Origin of the sequence: Streptomyces sp. MK7, from assembly GCF_032658145.1 — a bacterium.
GTDB classification, from domain to species: Bacteria; Actinomycetota; Actinomycetes; order Streptomycetales; family Streptomycetaceae; genus Streptomyces; species Streptomyces spiralis.
Genome location: NZ_JAVACL010000020.1, coordinates 86,033 through 106,847, shown reverse-complemented (window position 1 = coordinate 106,847; position 20,815 = coordinate 86,033). Strand labels below are relative to the sequence as shown.

20 protein-coding genes and 2 pseudogenes are annotated in these 20,815 nt (G+C 69.9%); 4 read left to right on the top strand and 18 right to left on the bottom strand.

The window, feature by feature from the left end:
• Positions 1-9: 9 nt before the first annotated feature.
• The 11 genes from nuoK to R2S09_RS22250 form a co-directional block, all read right to left on the bottom strand.
• On the bottom strand, positions 10-309 hold the full coding sequence (gene nuoK / locus R2S09_RS22300) for an NADH-quinone oxidoreductase subunit NuoK (RefSeq protein ID WP_003974374.1): 300 nt from the start codon (positions 307-309) through the stop codon (positions 10-12).
• A complete protein-coding gene (locus R2S09_RS22295; RefSeq protein ID WP_306190010.1) occupies positions 306-1,148 on the bottom strand; it encodes an NADH-quinone oxidoreductase subunit J in 843 nt (280 codons plus the stop codon). Before R2S09_RS22295 ends, nuoK begins: the two co-directional genes overlap by 4 nt.
• On the bottom strand, positions 1,145-1,786 hold the full coding sequence (nuoI, locus tag R2S09_RS22290; RefSeq protein WP_306190011.1) for an NADH-quinone oxidoreductase subunit NuoI: 642 nt from the start codon (positions 1,784-1,786) through the stop codon (positions 1,145-1,147). Before nuoI ends, R2S09_RS22295 begins: the two co-directional genes overlap by 4 nt.
• Positions 1,779-3,143 carry an NADH-quinone oxidoreductase subunit NuoH gene (gene nuoH, locus R2S09_RS22285; RefSeq protein WP_306190012.1) on the bottom strand — a complete coding sequence of 455 codons (1,365 nt, stop codon included), beginning with the start codon at positions 3,141-3,143 and terminating at the stop codon, positions 1,779-1,781. Before nuoH ends, nuoI begins: the two co-directional genes overlap by 8 nt.
• Positions 3,140-5,644, bottom strand: coding sequence for an NADH-quinone oxidoreductase subunit G (locus R2S09_RS22280; RefSeq protein ID WP_316742817.1), 2,505 nt, complete (start codon positions 5,642-5,644; stop codon positions 3,140-3,142). The genes nuoH and R2S09_RS22280 overlap by 4 nt, the downstream gene beginning before the upstream one ends.
• Positions 5,641-7,017 carry an NADH-quinone oxidoreductase subunit NuoF gene (gene nuoF, locus R2S09_RS22275; protein WP_316742816.1) on the bottom strand — a complete coding sequence of 459 codons (1,377 nt, stop codon included), beginning with the start codon at positions 7,015-7,017 and terminating at the stop codon, positions 5,641-5,643. The genes R2S09_RS22280 and nuoF overlap by 4 nt, the downstream gene beginning before the upstream one ends.
• Entirely contained in the window at positions 7,017-7,886 is an 870-nt protein-coding gene (gene nuoE / locus R2S09_RS22270) for an NADH-quinone oxidoreductase subunit NuoE (protein ID WP_306190015.1), read from the bottom strand. Before nuoE ends, nuoF begins: the two co-directional genes overlap by 1 nt.
• Positions 7,883-9,214, bottom strand: a complete 1,332-nt coding sequence (locus R2S09_RS22265; RefSeq protein ID WP_316742814.1) for an NADH-quinone oxidoreductase subunit D — start codon at positions 9,212-9,214, stop codon at positions 7,883-7,885. Before R2S09_RS22265 ends, nuoE begins: the two co-directional genes overlap by 4 nt.
• The gene (locus R2S09_RS22260) at positions 9,211-9,948 is read right to left on the bottom strand and encodes an NADH-quinone oxidoreductase subunit C (protein WP_306190095.1); all 738 of its coding nucleotides are present in this window, start codon (positions 9,946-9,948) and stop codon (positions 9,211-9,213) included. The genes R2S09_RS22265 and R2S09_RS22260 overlap by 4 nt, the downstream gene beginning before the upstream one ends.
• Before the next feature lie 68 nt (positions 9,949-10,016).
• Positions 10,017-10,571: an NADH-quinone oxidoreductase subunit B family protein gene (locus R2S09_RS22255; RefSeq protein ID WP_030174336.1), complete on the bottom strand. Its 555-nt coding sequence runs from the start codon at positions 10,569-10,571 to the stop codon at positions 10,017-10,019.
• 14 nt (positions 10,572-10,585) lie between these two features.
• A complete protein-coding gene (locus tag R2S09_RS22250) occupies positions 10,586-10,945 on the bottom strand; it encodes an NADH-quinone oxidoreductase subunit A (protein ID WP_007383963.1) in 360 nt (119 codons plus the stop codon).
• An 873-nt stretch (positions 10,946-11,818) separates the two neighbouring features.
• Here R2S09_RS22250 and R2S09_RS22245 point away from each other — a divergent pair.
• Entirely contained in the window at positions 11,819-12,655 is an 837-nt protein-coding gene (locus R2S09_RS22245; protein WP_306190019.1) for a C40 family peptidase, read from the top strand.
• A gap of 211 nt (positions 12,656-12,866) precedes the next feature.
• Here the strand turns inward: R2S09_RS22245 and R2S09_RS22240 are convergent, their stop codons facing one another.
• Positions 12,867-14,159 (bottom strand): geranylgeranyl reductase family protein, encoded by a 1,293-nt coding sequence (locus tag R2S09_RS22240; protein ID WP_306190020.1) that lies wholly within the window; start codon positions 14,157-14,159, stop codon positions 12,867-12,869.
• 97 nt (positions 14,160-14,256) lie between these two features.
• Here R2S09_RS22240 and R2S09_RS22235 point away from each other — a divergent pair, with 97 nt between their 5' ends.
• Together R2S09_RS22235 and R2S09_RS22230 are read left to right on the top strand one after the other, a co-directional pair.
• Complete coding sequence (locus R2S09_RS22235) at positions 14,257-14,772, top strand: GNAT family N-acetyltransferase (protein WP_316742810.1); 516 nt, start codon at positions 14,257-14,259, stop codon at positions 14,770-14,772.
• 119 nt (positions 14,773-14,891) lie between these two features.
• The gene (locus R2S09_RS22230) at positions 14,892-15,215 is read left to right on the top strand and encodes a PASTA domain-containing protein (protein ID WP_316742808.1); all 324 of its coding nucleotides are present in this window, start codon (positions 14,892-14,894) and stop codon (positions 15,213-15,215) included.
• A 22-nt stretch (positions 15,216-15,237) separates the two neighbouring features.
• On the opposite strand, the gene R2S09_RS22225 is transcribed toward R2S09_RS22230, so the two are convergent.
• The 6 genes and pseudogenes from R2S09_RS22225 to R2S09_RS22200 form a co-directional block, all read right to left on the bottom strand.
• Positions 15,238-15,930 carry a demethylmenaquinone methyltransferase gene (locus tag R2S09_RS22225; RefSeq protein ID WP_306190023.1) on the bottom strand — a complete coding sequence of 231 codons (693 nt, stop codon included), beginning with the start codon at positions 15,928-15,930 and terminating at the stop codon, positions 15,238-15,240.
• A gap of 145 nt (positions 15,931-16,075) precedes the next feature.
• A complete protein-coding gene (locus R2S09_RS22220; RefSeq protein WP_316742807.1) occupies positions 16,076-16,534 on the bottom strand; it encodes an imidazolonepropionase-like domain-containing protein in 459 nt (152 codons plus the stop codon).
• A 7-nt stretch (positions 16,535-16,541) separates the two neighbouring features.
• Positions 16,542-17,756, bottom strand: a complete 1,215-nt coding sequence (gene mqnC / locus R2S09_RS22215) for a cyclic dehypoxanthinyl futalosine synthase (RefSeq protein ID WP_316742806.1) — start codon at positions 17,754-17,756, stop codon at positions 16,542-16,544.
• A 187-nt stretch (positions 17,757-17,943) separates the two neighbouring features.
• Positions 17,944-18,297 (bottom strand): annotated as a pseudogene (locus tag R2S09_RS22210) (zinc ribbon domain-containing protein); the annotation flags it as partial.
• Between the two features lie 399 nt (positions 18,298-18,696).
• A pseudogene (locus R2S09_RS22205) lies at positions 18,697-19,170 on the bottom strand (serine/threonine protein kinase); the annotation flags it as partial.
• A gap of 89 nt (positions 19,171-19,259) precedes the next feature.
• Positions 19,260-20,108: a menaquinone biosynthesis protein gene (locus R2S09_RS22200; RefSeq protein ID WP_316742804.1), complete on the bottom strand. Its 849-nt coding sequence runs from the start codon at positions 20,106-20,108 to the stop codon at positions 19,260-19,262.
• A 361-nt stretch (positions 20,109-20,469) separates the two neighbouring features.
• Here R2S09_RS22200 and R2S09_RS22195 point away from each other — a divergent pair, with 361 nt between their 5' ends.
• Complete coding sequence (locus R2S09_RS22195) at positions 20,470-20,673, top strand: cold-shock protein (RefSeq protein ID WP_004984723.1); 204 nt, start codon at positions 20,470-20,472, stop codon at positions 20,671-20,673.
• Positions 20,674-20,815: the final 142 nt, after the last annotated feature.

The window sequence follows — 20,815 nt, the reverse complement described above, 5'->3', positions numbered from 1 at the left end:
TCCGACCCCTTACAGCTTCATCAGGCTGGCGTCGTCGACCGAGGCCGAGTGGCGGGACCGGAACAGCGACACGATGATCGCGAGCCCGACCACGACCTCCGCTGCGGCGACGACCATCGTGAAGAAGGCGATGATCTGGCCGTCGAGGTTGCCGTGCATCCGGGAGAAGGCGACGAACGCGAGGTTGCAGGCGTTCAGCATCAGCTCGATGCACATGAAGACCACGATGGCGTTGCGCCGGATGAGGACGCCGGTGGCACCGATCGTGAACAACAGGGCGGCGAGATAGAGGTAGTTGACGGGGTTCACTTCGACGCCTCCTCGGTCCGCTTGAAGGCCGACGGCTGGATCTCGGTGCGCTCCAGGCGTTCCTCGGCGCGCTGCTCCAGGGCCTTGAGGTCGTTCAGCGCCTCGGCGGAGACGTCACGGATCTGACCGCGCTCGCGCAGGGTCTTGCTGACCGTGAGCTCGGACGGGGTGCCGTCGGGCAGCAGACCCGCGATGTCCACCGCGTTGTGCCGGGCGTAGACGCCGGGGGCCGGCAGCGGCGGCAGGTACTTCCCCTCGCGCACGCGCTGCTCCGACAGCTCGCGCTGGGTCCTCGCGCGCTCGACGCGCTCCCGGTGGGTGAGGACCATGGCGCCGACGGCGGCCGTGATGAGCAGGGCGCCGGTGAGTTCGAAGGCGAAGACGTACTTGGTGAAGATGAGGGACGCCAGGCCCTCGACGTTGCCGTTCGCGTTCGCCTTGCCGGTGCCGGCGAAGTCCTTCAGGGAGGCGTTGGCGATGCCCGCGAGGAGCAGGACGCCGAAGCCGAGCCCACACAACAGGGCCAGCCAGCGCTGGCCCTTGATGGTCTCCTTCAGGGAGTCCGCGGCGGTCACACCGACGAGCATCACCACGAACAGGAACAGCATCATGATCGCGCCGGTGTAGACGACGATCTGCACGATGCCGAGGAAGTAGGCGCCGTTGGCGAGGTAGAACACCGCCAGGACGATCATGGTGCCGGCCAGGCACAGGGCGCTGTGCACGGCCTTCTTCATGAAGACGGTGCACAGGGCCCCGATCACCGCGACGGTGCCGAGGACCCAGAACTGGAAGGCCTCACCGGTGGAGGTGGTGTAGGCGGCGAGCTGTGCGGTCATCGGCCGATCACCTTCTCCGAGGCCGGCTCGTCCTCGCCGAAGGTCGTGGCCGCCTCCTGCGGGCCCTCGCCCTTGGAGACGGCGACCTGGCGCACCGTGCCGGGCGCGGCCTCCGTCACCAGGCCCCGGTAGTAGTCCTGTTCGTCGGTGCCCGGGTAGATGGCGTGCGGTGAGTCGACCATGCCGTCTTCGAGGCCGGCGAGCAGCTGTTCCTTGGTGTAGATCAGGTTCGCGCGGCTGGAGTCGGCCAGTTCGAACTCGTTGGTCATCGTCAGCGCGCGCGTGGGGCACGCCTCGATGCACAGGCCGCACAGGATGCAGCGGGCGTAGTTGATCTGGTAGACGCGGCCGTACCGCTCGCCCGGCGAGTAGCGCTCCTCGTCGGTGTTGTCGGCGCCCTCCACGTAGATCGCGTCGGCGGGGCAGGCCCAGGCGCACAGCTCGCAGCCGACGCACTTCTCCAGGCCGTCCGGATGGCGGTTGAGCTGGTGCCGTCCGTGGAAGCGCGGAGCCGTGGTCTTCTTCTGCTCCGGGTACTGCTCGGTCAGCCGCTTCTTGAACATGGCCTTGAAGGTCACGCCGAAGCCGGCCACGGGGTTCAGGAAACCGGGCTTGGTCTCCTTGGGCTCCTCAGCCATCGGACGCCTCCTTTCCATCCAGAGATCCGTCACTGGCAGTATCCGATCCGCCACTGACAATCAACTCGCCCTCGCGGCGGGAACGGCGCCGCGGCACCGCCGGCAGCTCCTGACCCGGCAGCGGGGGTACGGGGAACCCGCCGGCCATCGGGTCGAACCCGGCCGGTTCGGCCGCCGGCCGCTCGGCCGTCTTCGCCTTCTCCCGGAACATGTCCGCGACGAAGGACAGCACCAGCAGGGCCAGGACGGCGCCACCGACGTACAGGGCGATGTCGGCGAAGTCGTAGTTCTCGTTCCTGAGGGTCCGCACGGCCGCGACGAGCATCAGCCAGGTCACGGAGACCGGGATCAGGACCTTCCAGCCGAGCTTCATCAGCTGGTCGTAGCGGACCCGGGGAAGGGTGCCGCGCAGCCAGATGAAGAAGAACAGCAGCAGCTGCACCTTGATCACGAACCAGAGCAGCGGCCACCAGCCGTGGTTGGCGCCCGCCCAGAAGGTGCTGATGGGCCAGGGGGCCCGCCAGCCGCCGAGGAAGAGCGTGGTCGACACGGCCGAGACCGTCACCATGTTCACGTACTCGGCGAGCATGAACATCGCGAACTTGATCGACGAGTACTCGGTGTTGAACCCGCCCACCAGGTCGCCCTCGGACTCCGGCATGTCGAAGGGGGCGCGGTTGGTCTCGCCGACCATGGTGACGATGTAGAGGACGAAGGAGACCGGCAGCAGCAGGATGTACCAGCGGTCGTGCTGCTGCGCGACGATCGTCGACGTCGACATCGACCCCGAGTACAGGAACACCGAGGCGAACGCGGCGCCCATGGCGATCTCGTAGGAGATCATCTGCGCGCACGAGCGCAGGCCGCCGAGCAGTGGATACGTCGATCCGGAGCTCCAGCCCGCCAGCACGATGCCGTAGATGCCGACCGAGGCGACCGCGAGGAGGTAGAGCACCGCGATCGGCAGGTCGGTCAGCTGCATGGCCGTGCGGTGGCCGAAGATCGATACCTCGTTGTCCGCCGGGCCGAAGGGGATCACCGCGATCGCCATGAACGCCGGGATGGCCGCGACGATCGGCGCGAGGACGTAGACCACCTTGTCCGCGCGCTTGACGACGACGTCCTCCTTGAGCATCAGCTTGATGCCGTCGGCGAGCGACTGGAGCAGTCCCCAGGGGCCGTGCCGGTTCGGGCCGATGCGCAGCTGCATCCAGGCGACGACCTTGCGCTCCCAGACGATGGAGAACAGCACGGTCACCATCAGGAACGCGAAGCAGAACACCGCCTTGACGACGACCAGCCACCAGGGGTCGGTGCCGAACATCGAGAGGTTCTCTGCGGCGAGGTACGGGCTCATGCCTCCACCTCCTTGGGGGCCTCGGTCGCGCGGGTCGCCGGGCCGATGCGGACGAGGGAGCCGGGCAGGGCACCGGTGTCGGAGGCGACGCCCCCGCCGACGGAGTTCAGGGGGAGCCACACCACCCGGTCGGGCATCTCGGTGATCTCCAGCGGGAGTTCGACCGTCCCGGAGGGGCCGGTCACGGCGAACGGGTCGCCCTCGGCGACGCCCGCCTCGGCGGCCGTGGCGGCCGACACGCGCGCGCGTGCCGCGTGCCGGGTCCCGGCGAGCGCCTCGTCGCCCTCCTGGAGGACGCCGTGGTCGAGCAGCAGCCGGTGCCCGGCGAGCACGGCCTCCCCGGCGGCCGGCCTGGGCAGCACGCCCGCGCTCTCCAGCGGGTCGGTGGCGCGCGGCCCGGTCCAGGCGCCGAGCCGGTCCAGCTCGGCGTGCGCGGTCCGCAGGTCCGGCAGCCCCAGATGGACGTCCATGGCGTCGGCCAGCATCTGCAGCACCCGCAGGTCGCTGGGCGCCAGGCGGCGGGTCATCTGGTCGGGCTTGAGCGCGGCCTCGAAGAAGCGCACCCGGCCCTCCCAGTTGAGGAAGCTGCCGGACTTCTCCGCGACGGCCGCCACGGGCAGGACGACATCCGCGTGCTCGGTGACCTCGCTGGGCCGCAGCTCCAGCGACACCAGGAAGCCGACTTCCGTCAGGGCGGCACGCGCGCGTGCCGGGTCGGGCAGGTCGGCGACCTCCACACCGGCGACGACCAGCGCCTGCAGCTGGCCGTCGGCCGCGGCCTGGACGATCTGGGCGGTGTCACGGCCGTAGCGGTGCGGGAGTTCGGCGACGCCCCACACGGCGGCGACCTCCTCCCGGGCGCGCGGGTCGGTCGCCGGGCGGCCGCCCGGCAGCAGCAACGGCAGCGCGCCCGCCTCGATCGCACCGCGCTCGCCCGCCCGCCGCGGCATCCACACCAGCTGGGCGCCGGTCGCGGACGAGGCCCGTACGGCGGCGGTGAGTCCGCCCGCCACCGAGGCCAGCCGCTCCCCGACGACGATCACGGCGCCCTCGGCGCGCAGCGCCTGCGCGGCCCGTGCGCCGTCTTCCTCCAGGCCGACGCCGCTCGCCAGCGCCTCCAGCCACTCGGTCTCGGTGCCCGGCGCGGCCGGCAGCAGCGTGCCGCCCGCCTTCCGAAGGCCCCGGGTGGCGTGGGTGGCCAGGGCGAAAACCTTCTGCCTGTGCCCCCGCCAGGCCTTGCGCAGCCTCAGGAAGACTCCGGGCGCCTCCTCCTCGGACTCGAAGCCGACGAGCAGGACGGCGGGTGCCTTCTCCAGGGAGGTGTACGTGACGCCCGTACCGTCGACGTCCCGTCCGCGTCCGGCGACCCGGGCGGCCAGGAAGTCGGCCTCCTCGCCGCTGTGCACGCGCGCGCGGAAGTCGATGTCGTTGGTGTCGAGCGCCACGCGCGCGAACTTGCTGTACGCGTAGGCGTCCTCGACGGTGAGCCGGCCGCCGGTGAGGACGCCGGTCCGGCCGCGTGAGGCGAGCAGGCCCTGGGCGGCGATCTCCAGCGCCTCCGGCCAGGACGCCGGGACCAGCTCGCCCTCGGGGTTGCGCACCAGCGGCGTCGTCAGCCGGTCCTTCTGCTGCGCGTACCGGAAGCCGAACCTGCCCTTGTCGCAGATCCACTCCTCGTTGACCTCGGGGTCGTTGGCGGCGAGCCGCCGCATGACCTTGCCGCGCCGGTGGTCGGTGCGGGTGGCGCAGCCGCCCGCGCAGTGCTCGCAGACCGACGGCGACGACACCAGGTCGAAGGGGCGGGAGCGGAACCGGTAGGCCGCCGAGGTCAGCGCGCCGACCGGGCAGATCTGGATGGTGTTGCCGGAGAAGTACGACTCGAACGGGTCGCCCTCGCCGGTGCCGACCTGCTGCAGCGCGCCCCGCTCGAGCAGCTCGATCATCGGGTCGCCGGCGACCTGGTTGGAGAACCGGGTGCAGCGCGCGCACAGCACGCACCGCTCGCGGTCCAGCAGCACCTGCGTGGAGATCGGCACGGGCTTCTGGAACGTCCGCTTCTTCCCCTCGAAGCGGGACTCGGCGTTGCCGTGGGACATGGCCTGGTTCTGCAGCGGGCACTCGCCGCCCTTGTCGCAGACCGGGCAGTCCAGCGGGTGGTTGATGAGCAGCAGCTCCATCACACCCTTCTGGGCCTTCTCCGCGACCGGCGAGGTCAGCTGCGTCCTGACCACCATGCCGTCCGTGCAGGTGATGGTGCAGGACGCCATGGGCTTGCGCTGGCCCTCGACCTCGACGATGCACTGGCGGCAGGCACCGACCGGGGCGAGCAGGGGATGGTCGCAGAACCGGGGGATCTCGATGCCGAGCTGCTCGGCGGCCCGGATGACCAGGGTGCCCTTGGGCACGCTGATCTCGATGCCGTCGATCGTCAGCGTCACGAGATCTTCCGGCGGGAGTGCCGCCTCACCGCCCGAGGAGGTGGCGTTGGTGGTCACGGTCATGCGAGCACCTCCGTGTGCTGGTCCGCCCAGGCCGTCGACTTGGCCGGGTCGAAGGGGCAGCCGCGGCCCGTGATGTGCTCCTCGTACTCCTCGCGGAAGTACTTCAGGGAGGAGAAGATCGGCGCGGCCGCACCGTCGCCGAGGGCGCAGAAGGCCTTGCCGTTGATGTTGTCGGCGATGTCGTTCAGCTTGTCGAGGTCGGCCATGACGCCCTTGCCGGCCTCGATGTCCCGCAGCAACTGCACGAGCCAGTACGTCCCTTCGCGGCAGGGCGTGCACTTGCCGCAGGACTCGTGGGCGTAGAACTCGGTCCAGCGGGTCACGGCCCGCACCACGCACGTCGTCTCGTCGAAGCACTGCAGGGCCTTGGTGCCGAGCATGGAACCGGCGGCGCCGACACCCTCGTAGTCGAGGGGGACGTCGAGGTGCTCGTCGGTGAACATCGGCGTCGAGGAGCCGCCCGGCGTCCAGAACTTCAGCCGGTGCCCGGGGCGCATGCCGCCGCTCATGTCGAGGAGCTGGCGCAGCGTGATGCCGAGCGGGCCCTCGTACTGGCCGGGGCTCGCGACATGGCCGCTGAGCGAGTAGAGCGTGAAGCCCGGGGACTTCTCGCTGCCCATCGACCTGAACCATTCCTTGCCGTTCTTCAGGATGGCGGGAACCGACGCGATCGACTCGACGTTGTTCACCACAGTCGGGCACGCGTAGAGGCCCGCGACAGCAGGGAAGGGGGGACGCAGCCGCGGTTGACCCCGGCGGCCTTCGAGCGAGTCCAGCAGTGCTGTTTCCTCACCGCAGATGTACGCGCCCGCGCCCGCGTGCACGGTGATGTCGAGGTCGACTCCGCTGCCCAGGATGTTCTCGCCGAGGTAGCCCGCCGCGTAGGCCTCGCGCACGGCCGAGTGCAACCGCCGCAGCACGGGGACGACTTCACCCCGCAGATAGATGAAGGCATGCGACGACCTGATGGCATAGCACGCGATCACCATGCCCTCGATGAGGCTGTGCGGGTTCGCGAAGAGGAGCGGGATGTCCTTGCAGGTGCCCGGCTCCGATTCGTCGGCGTTGACAACCAGATAGTGCGGCTTTCCATCACCCTGGGGAATGAACTGCCACTTCATCCCTGTCGGGAACCCCGCGCCGCCACGCCCGCGCAGACCGGAGTCCTTGACGTAAGCGATCACGTCGTCCGGCGACATCGCGAGTGCCTTGCGAAGCCCCTCGTACCCTTCGTGCCTTCGGTAGACGTCCAGCGTCCAGGACCTGTCCTCGTCCCAGAAGGCCGACAGCACGGGTGCGAGCAGTTTCTCGGGGCTGGACTCTCCCCCAGCCTCCGGCTGGGAGGTGCCCCCATACGGAGTGGACACGGTCATCACTCCCCCTCCTCTGCGACGGGTCCCGCCGGGTGCGACGGGTCGGAGGCCGATGTGTCCCGCGGCGCGTCGTGGGAGCTGAGGTGCTCCGCCGGCGACGGCTCGTGCACGGCCGCGTCCCGCGGTCCGTCGTGCGGGCCGCCCTCGCGGGGATGGACCACGCGCGCGGGTGCGGCCTCTCCCCTGGCCAGGCGGAGGCCCACCAGCGAGGCGGGTCCCGCGCTGCCCCCGGCCTCGGTGGCTCCCTGCCGCTCGTCGGGGAAGCCGGCCAGGATCCGGGCGGTCTCCTTGAAGGTGCACAGCGGCGCGCCGCGGGTCGGCGACACCGGCCGTCCCGCGCGGAGGTCGTCGACGAGGCGCCTGACGCTCGCCGGGGTCTGGTTGTCGAAGAACTCCCAGTTGACCATCACGACCGGCGCGTAGTCGCAGGCCGCGTTGCACTCGATGTGCTCCAGCGTGACCTTGCCGTCGTCGGTGGTCTCCCCGTTGCCGACGCCCAGGTGCTCCTGCAGCGTCTCGAAGATCGCGTCGCCGCCCATCACCGCGCACAGCGTGTTGGTGCAGACGCCCACCTGGTAGTCGCCGGACGGCTTGCGCCGGTACATGGTGTAGAAGGTGGCGACCGCGGTGACCTCCGCCGTGGTCAGGCCGAGTACGTCCGCGCAGAACTGCATCCCGGTGCGCGTGACGTACCCCTCCTCCGACTGCACCAGGTGCAGCAGTGGCAGGAGGGCGGACCGGGAGTCGGGGTAGCGGGCGATGATCTCGCGCGCGTCGGTCTCCAGACGGGCGCGGACGTCGTCCGGGTAGTCGGGCGCGGGCAGCTGCGGCATGCCCAGGCTGACGCCCTCGGAAGAAGAGGTGGTCACCGGTCGACGCCTCCCATCACGGGGTCGATGGACGCGACGGCGACGATGACGTCGGCGACCTGGCCGCCCTCGCACATCGCCGCCATGGCCTGCAGGTTGGTGAAGGACGGGTCGCGGAAGTGGACCCGGAAGGGGCGGGTGCCGCCGTCGGACACGGCGTGCACGCCGAGCTCGCCCTTGGGCGACTCGACCGCCGCGTACGCCTGTCCCGGCGGTACCCGGAAGCCCTCGGTGACCAGCTTGAAGTGGTGGATCAGGGCCTCCATGGAGGTGCCCATGATCTTCTTGATGTGGTCGAGGGAGTTGCCCAGACCGTCCGGTCCCAGGGCGAGCTGGGCGGGCCAGGCGATCTTCTTGTCGGCGACCATGACCGGGCCGGGCTGCAGCCGGTCCAGGCACTGCTCGACGATCCTGAGCGACTGGCGCATCTCCTCCAGGCGGATCAGGAAGCGGCCGTAGGCGTCACAGGTGTCGGCGGTCGGGATGTCGAAGTCGTACGTCTCGTAGCCGCAGTACGGCTGGGCCTTGCGCAGGTCGTGCGGCAGGCCGGTGGCGCGCAGGATCGGGCCGGTGGCGCCGAGGGCCATGCAGCCGGCCAGGTCGAGGTACCCGACGTCCTGCATGCGGGCCTTGAAGATGGGGTTCCCGGTGGCGAGCTTGTCGTACTCCGGGAGGTTCTTCTTCATCTTCTTCACGAACTCGCGGATCTGGTCCACCGCGCCGGGCGGCAGGTCCTGGGCGAGTCCGCCGGGCCGGATGTACGCGTGGTTCATCCGCAGGCCGGTGACCAGCTCGTAGATGTCGAGGATCATCTCCCGGTCGCGGAACCCGTAGATCATGACCGTGGTGGCGCCCAGCTCCATGCCGCCGGTGGCGATGCACACCAGGTGGGAGGAGAGCCGGTTCAGCTCCATCAGGAGCACCCGGATGATCGTGGCCCGGTCGGGGACCTGGTCCTCGATGCCGAGGAGTTTCTCCACGGCGAGGCAGTAGGCGGTCTCGTTGTAGAAGGACGTCAGGTAGTCCATGCGCGTGACGAAGGTGGTGCCCTGCGTCCACGTGCGGTACTCGAGGTTCTTCTCGATCCCGGTGTGCAGATAGCCGATGCCGCAGCGGGCCTCGGTGACGGTCTCGCCCTCGATCTCCAGGATCAGGCGCAGCACTCCGTGGGTGGACGGGTGCTGGGGGCCCATGTTGACGACGATGCGCTCGTCGTCGGCGCGGGCCGCGGACTGGACGACCTCGTCCCAGTCGCCACCGGTGACCGTGTAGACGGTGCCTTCAGTGGTCTCGCGGGCCGCTGCGGAAGAGGGGGTGTGCGTGCTCATGAGTACGACCTCCGCTGGTCCGGAGCCGGGATCTGTGCGCCCTTGTACTCGACGGGGATGCCGCCGAGGGGGTAGTCCTTGCGCTGCGGGTGGCCCTGCCAGTCGTCCGGCATCATGATCCGGGTCAGCGCGGGATGACCGTCGAAGACGATCCCGAAGAAGTCATAGGTCTCGCGCTCGTGCCAGTCGTTCGTCGGATAGACCGAGAACAGCGACGGGATGTGCGGGTCGCTGTCGGGGGCGCTGACCTCGAGGCGGATCAGCCGGTTGTGGGTGATCGAGCGCAGGTGGTAGACGGCGTGCAGCTCGCGCCCCTTGTCGTGCGGGTAGTGGACGCCGCTGACCCCCGTGCACAGCTCGAAGCGCAGGGCCGGGTCGTCGCGCAGGGTGCGGGCGACGCGCAGCAGGTGCTCGCGCTCGATGTGGAAGGTGAGCTCGCCGCGGTCGACGACCGTCTTCTCGATGGCGTTGTCGGGCAGGAGTCCCTGTTCCTCCAGCGCGCCCTCGAGTTCGTCGGCGACCTCGTCGAACCAGCCGCCGTAGGGCCGGGTGGCCGGTCCCGGGAGGCGGACCGAGCGGACCAGGCCGCCGTAGCCGGAGGTGTCGCCGCCGTTGTTGGCGCCGAACATGCCGCGCTGGACGCGGATCTCCTCGCCGCCCTCGCCGCGCCGGCCGGGCAGGTTCTCGGCGGAGAGGGCTTTCTCCGGGTTGGCCCCGTTCGCGGACCCGTTCAGCCCGTTCGCGCCGCCTGTGCCCTTCGCGCCGCCCGTGCCCTTCGCACCGCCGGCGCCGTTCACGTCGCTCACCGCAGCAGCCCCTTCATCTCGATCGTGGGCAGGGCCTTGAGCGCCGCCTCCTCCGCCTCGCGGGCCGCCTCCTCGGCGTTCACGCCGAGCTTGCTGGACTGGATCTTCTGGTGGAGCTTGAGGATCGCGTCCATCAGCATCTCGGGACGGGGCGGGCAGCCGGGCAGGTAGATGTCGACGGGGACGACGTGGTCGACGCCCTGGACGATCGCGTAGTTGTTGAACATGCCGCCCGAGGAGGCGCAGACGCCCATGGAGATGACCCACTTGGGGTTGGGCATCTGGTCGTAGACCTGCCTGAGGACCGGCGCCATCTTCTGGCTGACCCGGCCGGCCACGATCATCAGGTCCGCCTGCCGGGGCGAACCGCGGAACACCTCCATGCCGAAGCGCGCCAGGTCGTAGCGGCCGGCGCCGGTGGTCATCATCTCGATCGCGCAGCAGGCGAGGCCGAAAGTGGCCGGGAAGACGGACGCCTTGCGCACCCAGCCCGCGGCCTGCTCGACGGTCGTCAGCAGGAATCCGCTCGGCAGCTTTTCTTCGAGTCCCATGTCTGTAAGGCCCCTCAGTCCCATTCCAGGCCGCCGCGCCGCCATACGTACGCGTAGGCGACGAAGACGGTGAGCACGAAGAGCAGCATCTCCACGAGCCCGAAAACACCCAGGGCGTCGAAGGTGACCGCCCAGGGGTAGAGGAAGACGATCTCGATGTCGAAGACGATGAAGAGCATCGCCGTCAGGTAGTACTTGATGGGGAAGCGCCCGCCGCCGGCCGGCGTGGGGGTCGGCTCGATACCGCACTCGTACGCCTCGAGCTTGGCGCGGTTGTACCGCTTCGGACCGATCAGCGTGGCCATGACCACGGAGAAGATCGCAAAGCCTGCCCCGAGGGCTCCCAGTACGAGGATGGGCGCATACGCGTTCACCGCTCCTCGCTCCTCTCAGTCGGCACTGACTGCTGGCGGTTGCGCTGGACTCAGATCCGTCTCATCTGTCCCACCACCCCCGCTTGCCCCGGCGAAGATCGAGAACATGTGAAGCAGGTCACAAGCCCAACTGCAGGGCATCCTATGCCCGACGCTCTGTGATCTGCGACACGGGGTATTACTCGAGCTTTGTGATCTCCACCACCTGACGAACGATCATCAAGGCGGATGAGCGGTGATCTTCGCACTCGAAGCACCTGAGCGATCACCAGTGGTTACATTTTACCTCGTATTTGCAGGTGAGAGGGGTTCGCTCTATCAGATGCCCAGCGTCCGGCGCAAAGTGGCGACGGCCGTCAAGACCTTGATATAGGGCCGCTTTTCACACATCAGGGGGATGACGGAACGGGAAGTGGACACGTTCACCGCTTCACAAGCCGGCGGCGGCCGACGGGAGGGGTACAGGAGAGGCGGCTGAGTCCGTCGAGGCTCGCGAGATTGGCGTGGCTCTTGTGATGAGAGGGACTTCAGTTAGCCAAACAGGCATATCGCTCGTAACGCCTCTCACGACCGCGAGTGGGCCTGACGCACAGACGCAAGCGGCACGGTGACCGTTCCGTGACCTCCGCCACATCCATGAGAAGCCCATGAGAACCGGGCTTGGCCAACGGTCCCAACCAGTGGTAGGCGGTAGGGCAATTCGGACGTAACAGCGAAAGACCATGATCACAGGCATGATCACCTGCGCCCGTAATGTCCGTTACGGCGTCAATAAAGAGCGACACGCCCGGGATTCGGGATCCCGATTGAGTAAATGTGGCGCAGCACACGTTTCTTGAAGATATGAAGGAGCCCCTGATACCCGTTGTTCCCATGTCCCACACCGCTCACATACGCAGCCACCGGAAACCCCGCCGTAGCGCGTCGAAAATCGCGATGCGGGCCGGAGTTGCCGGTGGCGTCCTCGGCACCCTGGCAGTGGCCAGTGCGTCCGCCTCGTCGGCGAACGCGGCCGAGCCGGTCACCCAGACCCTCGAACTGCCCACGCTGACGGCCGACCTGGCCGCTCAGGTCGCCCAGTCCGCGGACGCCACGCAGCAGGCCGCCGCGAACTACCAGCTGCAGGCCGAGCGCGACGCGGCCGCCGCGAAGGCCGCGAAGCAGGCCAAGTCGGACCTGGCGGAGGCGAAGAAGAAGGCCGAGGCCGAGGCCAGGAAGAAGGCCGAAGAGGCCGCCGCCCGCAAGGCCGCCGCCGAGCGCGCCTCGCGCAGCACCGCACGGACCACGCTCTCCGCCTCGACGGGCTCCGGTGTCTCCGCGTCCGCCTCCGTCTCCACGAGCACGTCCACGGCAACCGGTTCGGCCGCCGCCGTCATCTCCTTCGTCAAGGCGCAGATCGGCAAGTCCTACGTCCTGGGCGCCACCGGGCCCAGCGCCTACGACTGCTCCGGCCTGGTGCAGGCCGCCTTCAAGCAGGTGGGCATCAGCCTGCCGCGCGTCTCGCAGGACCAGTCGACCGCCGGTACCCAGGTGTCGCTGTCCAACCTCCAGCCGGGCGACATCCTCTACTGGGGCGGCGCGGGCAGCGCGTACCACGTGGCCGTGTACGTCGGTGACGGTATGTTCGTCGGCGCGCAGAACCCCTCCACCGGCATCGTGGAGAAGCCGCTGTCGTACGACCCGCCGACCGGCGCGGTCCGGGTGCTCTGAAGCACCACGCAGAGCCGTACGGGGTGAAGGGCCGCAGCCGCTCGGGGGCAGCGGCCCTTCCGGCGTTCCCGGCTCGCCCGATTCGTCCGGACAGGACCTGAACAGACCCCGAAGAGGCCCCGAGAAGGCCCCGGGCCGCTTCTCCGGCGGACATGGATGAGGCCGGCTCGCAGAACGAGCCGGCCTCTCCGTCATCGCGTCCCGCGGCGGTTCACGCCTTCGGCGCCACCTTGCTCAGGCCGTTGATGATGCGGTCCATCGCGTCGCCGCCCGTGGGGTCGGTGAGGTTGGCCAGCAGCTTGAGGGTGAACTTCATCAGCAGCGGGTGGGTCAGGCCGCGCTGCGTGGCGATCTGCATGACCTTCGGGTTGCCGATGAGCTTCACAAAGGCCCGGCCCAGCGTGTAGTAGCCGCCGTAGGTGTCCTTCAGGACGCGCGGGTAGCGCTGGAGGGCGAGTTCGCGCGCGGCGGCCGTGCCGCGGGAGTGCGCCTGGACGATGATGTCGGCGGCGAGCTGGCCGGACTCCATGGCGTAGGCGATGCCCTCGCCGTTGAAGGGGTTCACCAGGCCGCCGGCGTCACCGACGAGCAGCAGCCCGCGCGTGTAGTGCGGCTGGCGGTTGAAGGCCATGGGCAGCGCGGCACCGCGGATCGGCCCCGTCATGTTCTCCGGCGTGTAGCCCCAGTCCTCGGGCATGGAGGCGCACCAGGCCTTGAGGATCTCGCGCCAGTCCAGCTCCTTGAAGGAGGCGGAGGTGTTGAGCACGCCGAGGCCCACGTTGGATGTGCCGTCGCCCATGCCGAAGATCCAGCCGTAGCCGGGCAGCAGACGGTCCTGGGGGCCGCGGCGGTCCCACAGCTCCAGCCAGGACTCGAGGTAGTCGTCCTCGTGGCGCGGCGAGGTGAAGTACGTCCGTACCGCGACGCCCATCGGGCGGTCCTCACGGCGGTGCAGGCCCATCGCCAGGGACAGCCGGGTGGAGTTGCCGTCGGCGGCGACGACGAGCGGCGCGTGGAAGGTGACCTCGCGCTTCTCCTCGCCCAGCCTGGCCTTCACCCCGGTGATGCGGCCGGTGCGGTCGTCGACGACCGGCCCGGAGACGTTGCAGCGCTCGAACAGCCGCGCGCCGGCCTTCTGGGCCTGCCGGGCGAGCTGCTCGTCGAAGTCGTCGCGCTTGCGGACGAGTCCGTAGTCGGGGAAGGAGGCGAGTTCCGGCCAGTCGAGCTGGAGCCGGATACCGCCGCCGATGATCCGCAGCCCCTTGTTGCGCAGCCAGCCGGCCTCTTCCGAGATGTCGACGCCCATGGCGACGAGCTGCTTGACGGCGCGCGGGGTGAGACCGTCGCCGCAGACCTTCTCGCGCGGAAACTCGGTCTTCTCCAGCAGGAGTACGTCGAGACCGGCCCGCGCGAGGTGGTACGCGGTGGTGGAACCGGCCGGCCCCGCGCCCACGACGATCACATCGGCGGTGTTCTCGGAGAGGGGCTCAGTCACGACGGTCACGGCGGGATCTCCCCAAGTTTGAAATCAGCGTGCCGACCGGCACTGGACATGGGCAGTCTATTCAGCAGAATTGATCACCCGGCCGAAGGGATGCCCCGTGAACCGAGCCCTCCCCGTCGTACGGCTGCGCGTCCCCACCGACGAGGACGCCGTCGCCTGGCACCGGATCTTCGACGACCCGGACGTCATGGAGTTCCACGGCGGCAAGCCGGCCGGGCTGTCCGTCTACGAGGAGCTCACCGCCCGCCAGCGCCGGCACGACGCCGAACGGGGCTTCTGCTTCTGGACGATGCTGGACGAGTCCGGCACGGTCATGGGTTTCACCGGCGCCCAGCCGTGGCCGGGCGACTGGGGCCCGGTGGGTGAGATCGAGATCGGCTGGCGGCTCGGACGGGAGTACTGGGGCCGGGGATACGTCACCGCCGCCGCCCGGATGACCCTGGAGCGGCTGCGCGCGGTGGGACTGGCGACGGTGGTGGCCATGGTGGACGCCCGCAACGCGCGGTCCATCGCCGTCACCCGGCGCCTCGGCATGCGCCTGGAGGAGACCTTCGTGGCCCCGGTGTCGCGGCGCGAAGGCCACCGCTACCGGCTCGACCTCGGTGCCTCGTGACGGAGCGTATTCGATTGTCACGGAAAGACACCTGACGCTTCCGGGCGGCACCCTGGCCGGTTACCCTTCCAGTACCGCTGGGGGTGACGTCTGTGCACATAACACCCAAGACACCGGAAGTGCGCGTTCCGCGCCTGGTCGGACTGATGGCCGTGGACGCACGCGAGACCGCCCGGGCGCGGGGCCTGTTCCTCAACGCGCCCGACCGCCCCGACTTCCACCTGACCCTCGTCGACTACGTCGTACGCCAGTACCCGCAGCCCGGTGCCGAGGTGCCCCGGGACTCCATGGTGTACGTGTGGTTCGACTTCGGCCTGGGCGAGGGCGGCGGAGGCGTCCGCGAGCCGCGTGTCCCGAGGCCGCCCGCGGCCGGCCTGCCGCGGGAACTGGACGAACCGGGCCAGCCGTACGCCGTCGCCCCCGCAGCCGTCACCCCCACATGACAACGACGACCCGCCTCGGCGCTCAGGCTTTGAAAGCCCTGTGCAGGGCCACGATGCCGCCGCTGAGGTTGCGCCAGGCCGCCCGCGACCAGCCCGCCTTGCGCAGCCGCTCGGCCAGCGCGGGCTGGTTGGGCCAGGCGCGGATGGACTCGGCGAGGTAGACGTACGCGTCGGGGTTGGAGGACACCGCGCGCGCCACCGGTGGCAGGGCGCGCATCAGGTACTCGGTGTAGACGGTGCGGAACGGCGCCCAGGTGGGGTGCGAGAACTCGCAGATCACCACCCGGCCGCCGGGCCGGGTCACCCGGTGCATCTCGCGCAGCGCCGCGTCGAAGTCCTGGACGTTGCGCAGCCCGAAGGAGATGGTGACCGCGTCGAAGGTGTCGTCCTTGAACGGCAGTCGGGTGGCGTCGCCGGCCGTGAACGGCAGCCAGGAGTGCCGCCGCTTGCCGACCTGGAGCATCCCGAGGGAGAAGTCGCAGGGGACGACGTAGGCGCCGGCGCGGGTGAAGGGCAGCGAGGAGGTGGCCGTACCGGCGGCGAGGTCGAGGACCTTCTGCGCCGGCCGGGCGTCGACCGCTCTGGCGACCTCCTTGCGCCACCGCCGGTCCTGTCCCAGGGACAGCACGTCGTTGGTCAGGTCGTACCGTTCCGCCACGCCGTCGAACATCGAGGCGACTTCGTGCGGCTGCTTCTCCAGGGATGCGCGGGTCACGGGCCCATTGTGGCAGGCCTGGGCCCGGCGTCACGGAAGCGGCCTCGGCTTCCTCCGTGCCGCAACGTCGCGGGCGGGACGTTCACGCTCTCCGACGCGGCGCGGGTGCGCTCCTTCGCCGAGGAGAAGGAGATCCCGCCGGGGCTCAGCGGCGGCGGTGCACGAGGCGTCCGGCGCAGACGGTGGCAAGGCAGGCGCCGGTGCCGTCGAACACGGCGAGATCGGCGCGGCCGCCGGGAACGAGGGCGGGCGGTGAGGCCGTGCCCGTGAGGACCAGGACGTCGCTCCGCCGGGCGGCGGCGCGGAGTTCGGGCGAGTCGGCGTACGGCTCCCGGACGGCCACCGCCCCCGACTTCAGGACGGCGTGCACGCGTTCGCGGGGCGATGGGGCCTCGGGGAGGGGGCCCTCGTGGACCCGGCCGGGAACGAGGACACCGGGCCAGCGGCGCACCCGCGCACCCGGGAACCGCTCGGTCACCTGATCGAGCGGTCCCACGGCGGCGATCCGGTCGCCCTCGACGGCGACGGCACCGTCCCGCACCGGCCCGGAATCGTCGCCCTCCCAGGACCGGCGGACCTCGTCCGCCGCGTGGATCGTCAGCACGGCAGGCTCAGTTGGACGCCAGCAGCTTCAGTTCGGGGTGTGCGGTGCCACCCGCGATCGCGGTCGAGGAGATGTGGGACATCACGCGGTCGTCGACCGGGTCGTTCGCCGGGTCGTCGTGGACGACGAGGTGCTCGTACGTCGTCGAGCGCTGGGCCGGGACACGGCCGGCCCGGCGGATCAGCTCGATGATCTCGATCCGGTTGGAGCGGTGCTTGGCACCGGCGGAGGAGACGACGTTCTCCTCCAGCATGATCGAACCGAGGTCGTCGGCGCCGTAGTGCAGGGTCAGCTGGCCGACGTCCTTGCCGGTGGTCAGCCAGGAGCCCTGGATGTGCATGACGTTGTCCAGGAAGAGGCGGGCGATCGCGATCATCCGCAGGTACTCGAAGATGGTGGCCTGGGTGCGGCCCTTCAGGTGGTTGTTCTCCGGCTGGTAGGTGTACGGGATGAAGGCGCGGAAGCCGCCCGTGCGGTCCTGGACGTCCCGGATCATGCGCAGGTGCTCGATGCGCTCGGCGTTGGTCTCACCGGTGCCCATCAGCATGGTGGAGGTGGACTCCACGCCCAGCCGGTGCGCGGTCTCCATGATCTCCAGCCAGCGTTCGCCGGACTCCTTCAGCGGCGCGATGGCCTTGCGCGGCCGCTCGGGGAGGAGTTCGGCGCCGGCGCCGGCGAAGGAGTCGAGCCCGGCCTCGTGGATCCGGGTGATGGCCTCCTCGACGGAAACACCGCTGATCCGGGCCATGTGCTCGACCTCGGAGGCGCCCAGCGAGTGGATGACCAGCTGGGGGAAGGCCTCCTTGATGGCGCGGAAGTGCCTCTCGTAGTACTCCACCCCGTAGTCGGGGTGGTGGCCGCCCTGGAACATGATCTGCGTGCCGCCGAGTTCGACGGTCTCGGCGCACCGCCGCAGGATGTCGTCCAGGTCACGGGTCCAGCCCTTCTCCGTGTCCTTGGGAGCGGCGTAGAAGGCGCAGAACTTGCACGCGGTGACGCACACGTTCGTGTAGTTGATGTTGCGCTCGATGATGTACGTCGCGATGTGCTCGGTGCCCGCGTACTTGCGGCGGCGCACGGCGTCGGCGGCGGCGCCCAGCGCGTGCAGCGGCGCGTGGCGGTAGAGCTCCAGCGCCTCCTCGGGGGTGATCCGCCCGCCGGCGGCGGCACGGTCGAGGACGGCTGTGACATCAACAGATGCGAGGTCGGCCTTCTCGGTCACCGGCGGTCCCTTTCGTAAGGGTCTGGACGGACCCGGCCAGCCTACGCCAGCGCGTTCACCGAGCCGACGCCAGGCCGCCCCGCGCCGGGCGCCCCGTCAGCCGACGCGGGTCACGCGGGCCTTGGGGTTGCCTGCCTTCGGGTCCTCGGAGTTGACTGCTCCCCTCCCTGAAGGGGGGATTCCTGGCTCAGGCCGCCTCCCGGAGCAGCGCTCCGGGAGGTCTTGTGCCCTCGACACCAGCCGGGTCCAGACCTGCCCGGAGGAGCATCACGCGCGCGGAGTTCTTGTCCCGTGGAGATACGGCTCCGCACGCGGTGCAGGTGTGGGTGCGCTCCGACAGCGGCAGGGCGTGCTTGGTTCTCGCTCCGCACCGGCCGCAGTCCATCGTGGTGTGCGCGGGATGCACCAGACGCACGTCCCGCCCGTGCTTGCGGCCCATCTCGACCAGGGCCTGCTTGGTGGCGCCGATCGCGGCGTCCGCCGCCTTCCGTGCCATCGACGACCGGCCCAGGAACCTGGGCCGGAAGTCCTCCACCGCGATGAGCGGGCCACGCATACGTTCCACACCCAGCGGCAGCGGGCCCATTCCGCCTCCAGCCCCGCACGGGCGGTCGCCGACACCCGCAGCCGGTAGGTGTAGCGCGCGTGTCCCGCCGCCTCCCCGGCCTCCCGCACCGCCCCACACCCCTTGCCTTGTTCCGATCAGCCGACTCCCCACCGCCTGACCGTACGTACGAGTCCCGCACACCCGCACGCCTTCCCCTCACCCTCACCCCGACCGGCGAACAGGGGCACACACGTTCACCTTTGCCCGGCCCCGCCGGGCAGGGCCGGCGGTCGGGGCGCTCCGCGCCCCGGGGGCATGGTTGTGGCGACGCTCCGCGTCGCCGACGCGGGATGCCATTCCCCCGGCGTGAACGCCGGGGCTTCCTCGCAAGAGACCAGGGGAGAAGACGTCCGCCGCGCCCGTGACGCCCTTGCCGAGGATCTGCTCGGGCGCCATGTAGCCCGGCGAGCCGATCGAGACGCCGGACGAGGTCAGGGACGCCGTGCCGTCCATCGCCCGGGCTATGCCGAAGTCGATCAGCAGCGGCCCGACGTCCACGACCGCCGCCGTGAGGGAGGGGCCGGCCGCGTAACCGGTGGCGACCCAGGGCACGGGCGCCTCGGGGTCGGCGTCCAGCACCGGGGCCGTCCAGGCGCCGCCCACCCGGCGCGCGGCGGCCACCTCGCGCCGGAACCGGGCCCGGAACTCCTCGTCCAGCGCGAAGTGCGGGTGCACGATCTTCACCGCGACCGTGCGGCCGCCCGCGCTGCGCCCGAGGTAGACGCGGCCCATGCCGCCGGAGCCCAGCCGGCCGAGCAGCCGGTAGGGCCCCACGGCGGTGGGCTCGTCGGCTCCCAGCGGGTGCATGCGTCCATCCTCCCCGTACGGCTCCCCAGCAGGGTAGTGCCGAACGGCGGGGTCTCCCCATGGACTTCGCAGGGCCGGGCCCTGGCTTGCTACGGCTGCAGCAGGTCGACCTTCACGTCGGCCGGGAACCCCGTCGTCGGGCCGACCCGCCGGGCGAACTCCGCGACCGCCTCCAGCTGCGGTCCGCCGAAGCTGAAGTCGAGGGTGGTGAAGTACTCCTCCAGGACCTTCTCGTCGAAGGCCTCCCAGCGGGCCGCCTGTTCGGCGACCTTGCCGACCTCCTCCAGGGACAGGTCGCGGGAGGACAGGAAGGCCTCGTGCACCTTGCGGGTGAGGAACGGCTCCCGCTCGGCGTACTCGCGGCGTGCCGCCCAGACCGCGAAGACGAACGGCAGACCGGTCCACTCCTTCCACAGCTGTCCGAGGTCGTGCACGTCGAGGCCGTAGCGGGGGCCGTCGTGGAGGTTGGCGCGCAGGGCCGCGTCCCCGATGAGCACGGCCGCCTCCGCCTCCTGCATCATCAGACTCAGGTCGGGCGGGCAGGTGTAGTAGTCCGGCGTCACCCCGTACCGCTCGGCGAGCAGCAGCTGGGCGAGGCGGACGGAGGTGCGGGAGGTCGAGCCGAGGGCGACGCGGGCGCCGTCGAGCCGGTCCAGCGGGACCTGCGAGACGATCACGCACGACATCACCGGACCGTCGCAGCCGACGGCGATGTCGGGGAAGGCGACCAGGTCGTCGGCGTGCTTGAGGAACTCCACGAGGGTGACCGGCCCGATGTCGAGGTCTCCCCGCACGATCTGCTCGCTGAGCTTCTCCGGGGTGTCCTTGGTGAGCTCGAAATCGAGGAGCGTGCCCGTTCTCGCGAGCCCCCAGTACAGGGGCAGGCAGTTGAGGAACTGGATGTGGCCGACGCGCGGCCGGGTGCGAGAATTGTCCACATCGCGAGACTAGACCCTGGCCGGTACGGTCCCGTCGCCGCCCCCGCGCCCGCCCCGGGACCGCCTCGGCTCTCACCCGCTCGGCCGATGCCCGGGCCTACTTCCACCAAATGCTCTGTGTCAACCTCTTGCCAGAGCCTTCAAACGTCCGGGTGACGTGATCTTGACCTCTATTGCTTTCCCGGGCCCGCGTGCTAGGCTCGCCACCAAGTTGCAGTTTTGGTTTCCCTTGCAGTACAGAGCCTGCGGAGCATGTGACCGCGGGCTCTGGTCGTTTTCAGACGTATGCAGTTGTGCGGCGATCTCGTTTTCACATTGCAGGTTCTGGAGCAGGGCGACCCTTTGGGCCCAAGGAGGGCTTATGGCTACCGGAACCGTGAAGTGGTTCAACGCCGAAAAGGGCTTTGGCTTCATTGCCCAGGAAGGCGGCGGCCCCGACGTCTTCGTCCACTACTCCGCGATCAACGCGACCGGTTTCCGCTCCCTCGAAGAGAACCAGCAGGTGTCCTTCGACGTCACCCAGGGCCCGAAGGGCCCGCAGGCGGAGAACGTCACCCCGGTCTGAGCGAATCTCGCGCAGTACCAGATCTGAGTGCAGTACCCAAGGAGCCCCGCGCCGCCAGGCGACGGGGCTCCTGCCTTTGCGGGCCGGGGCTCCCGTGTTCGATGAATTCTCCGCGAACTCTTTTCCCCGCGCGCCTTACGAC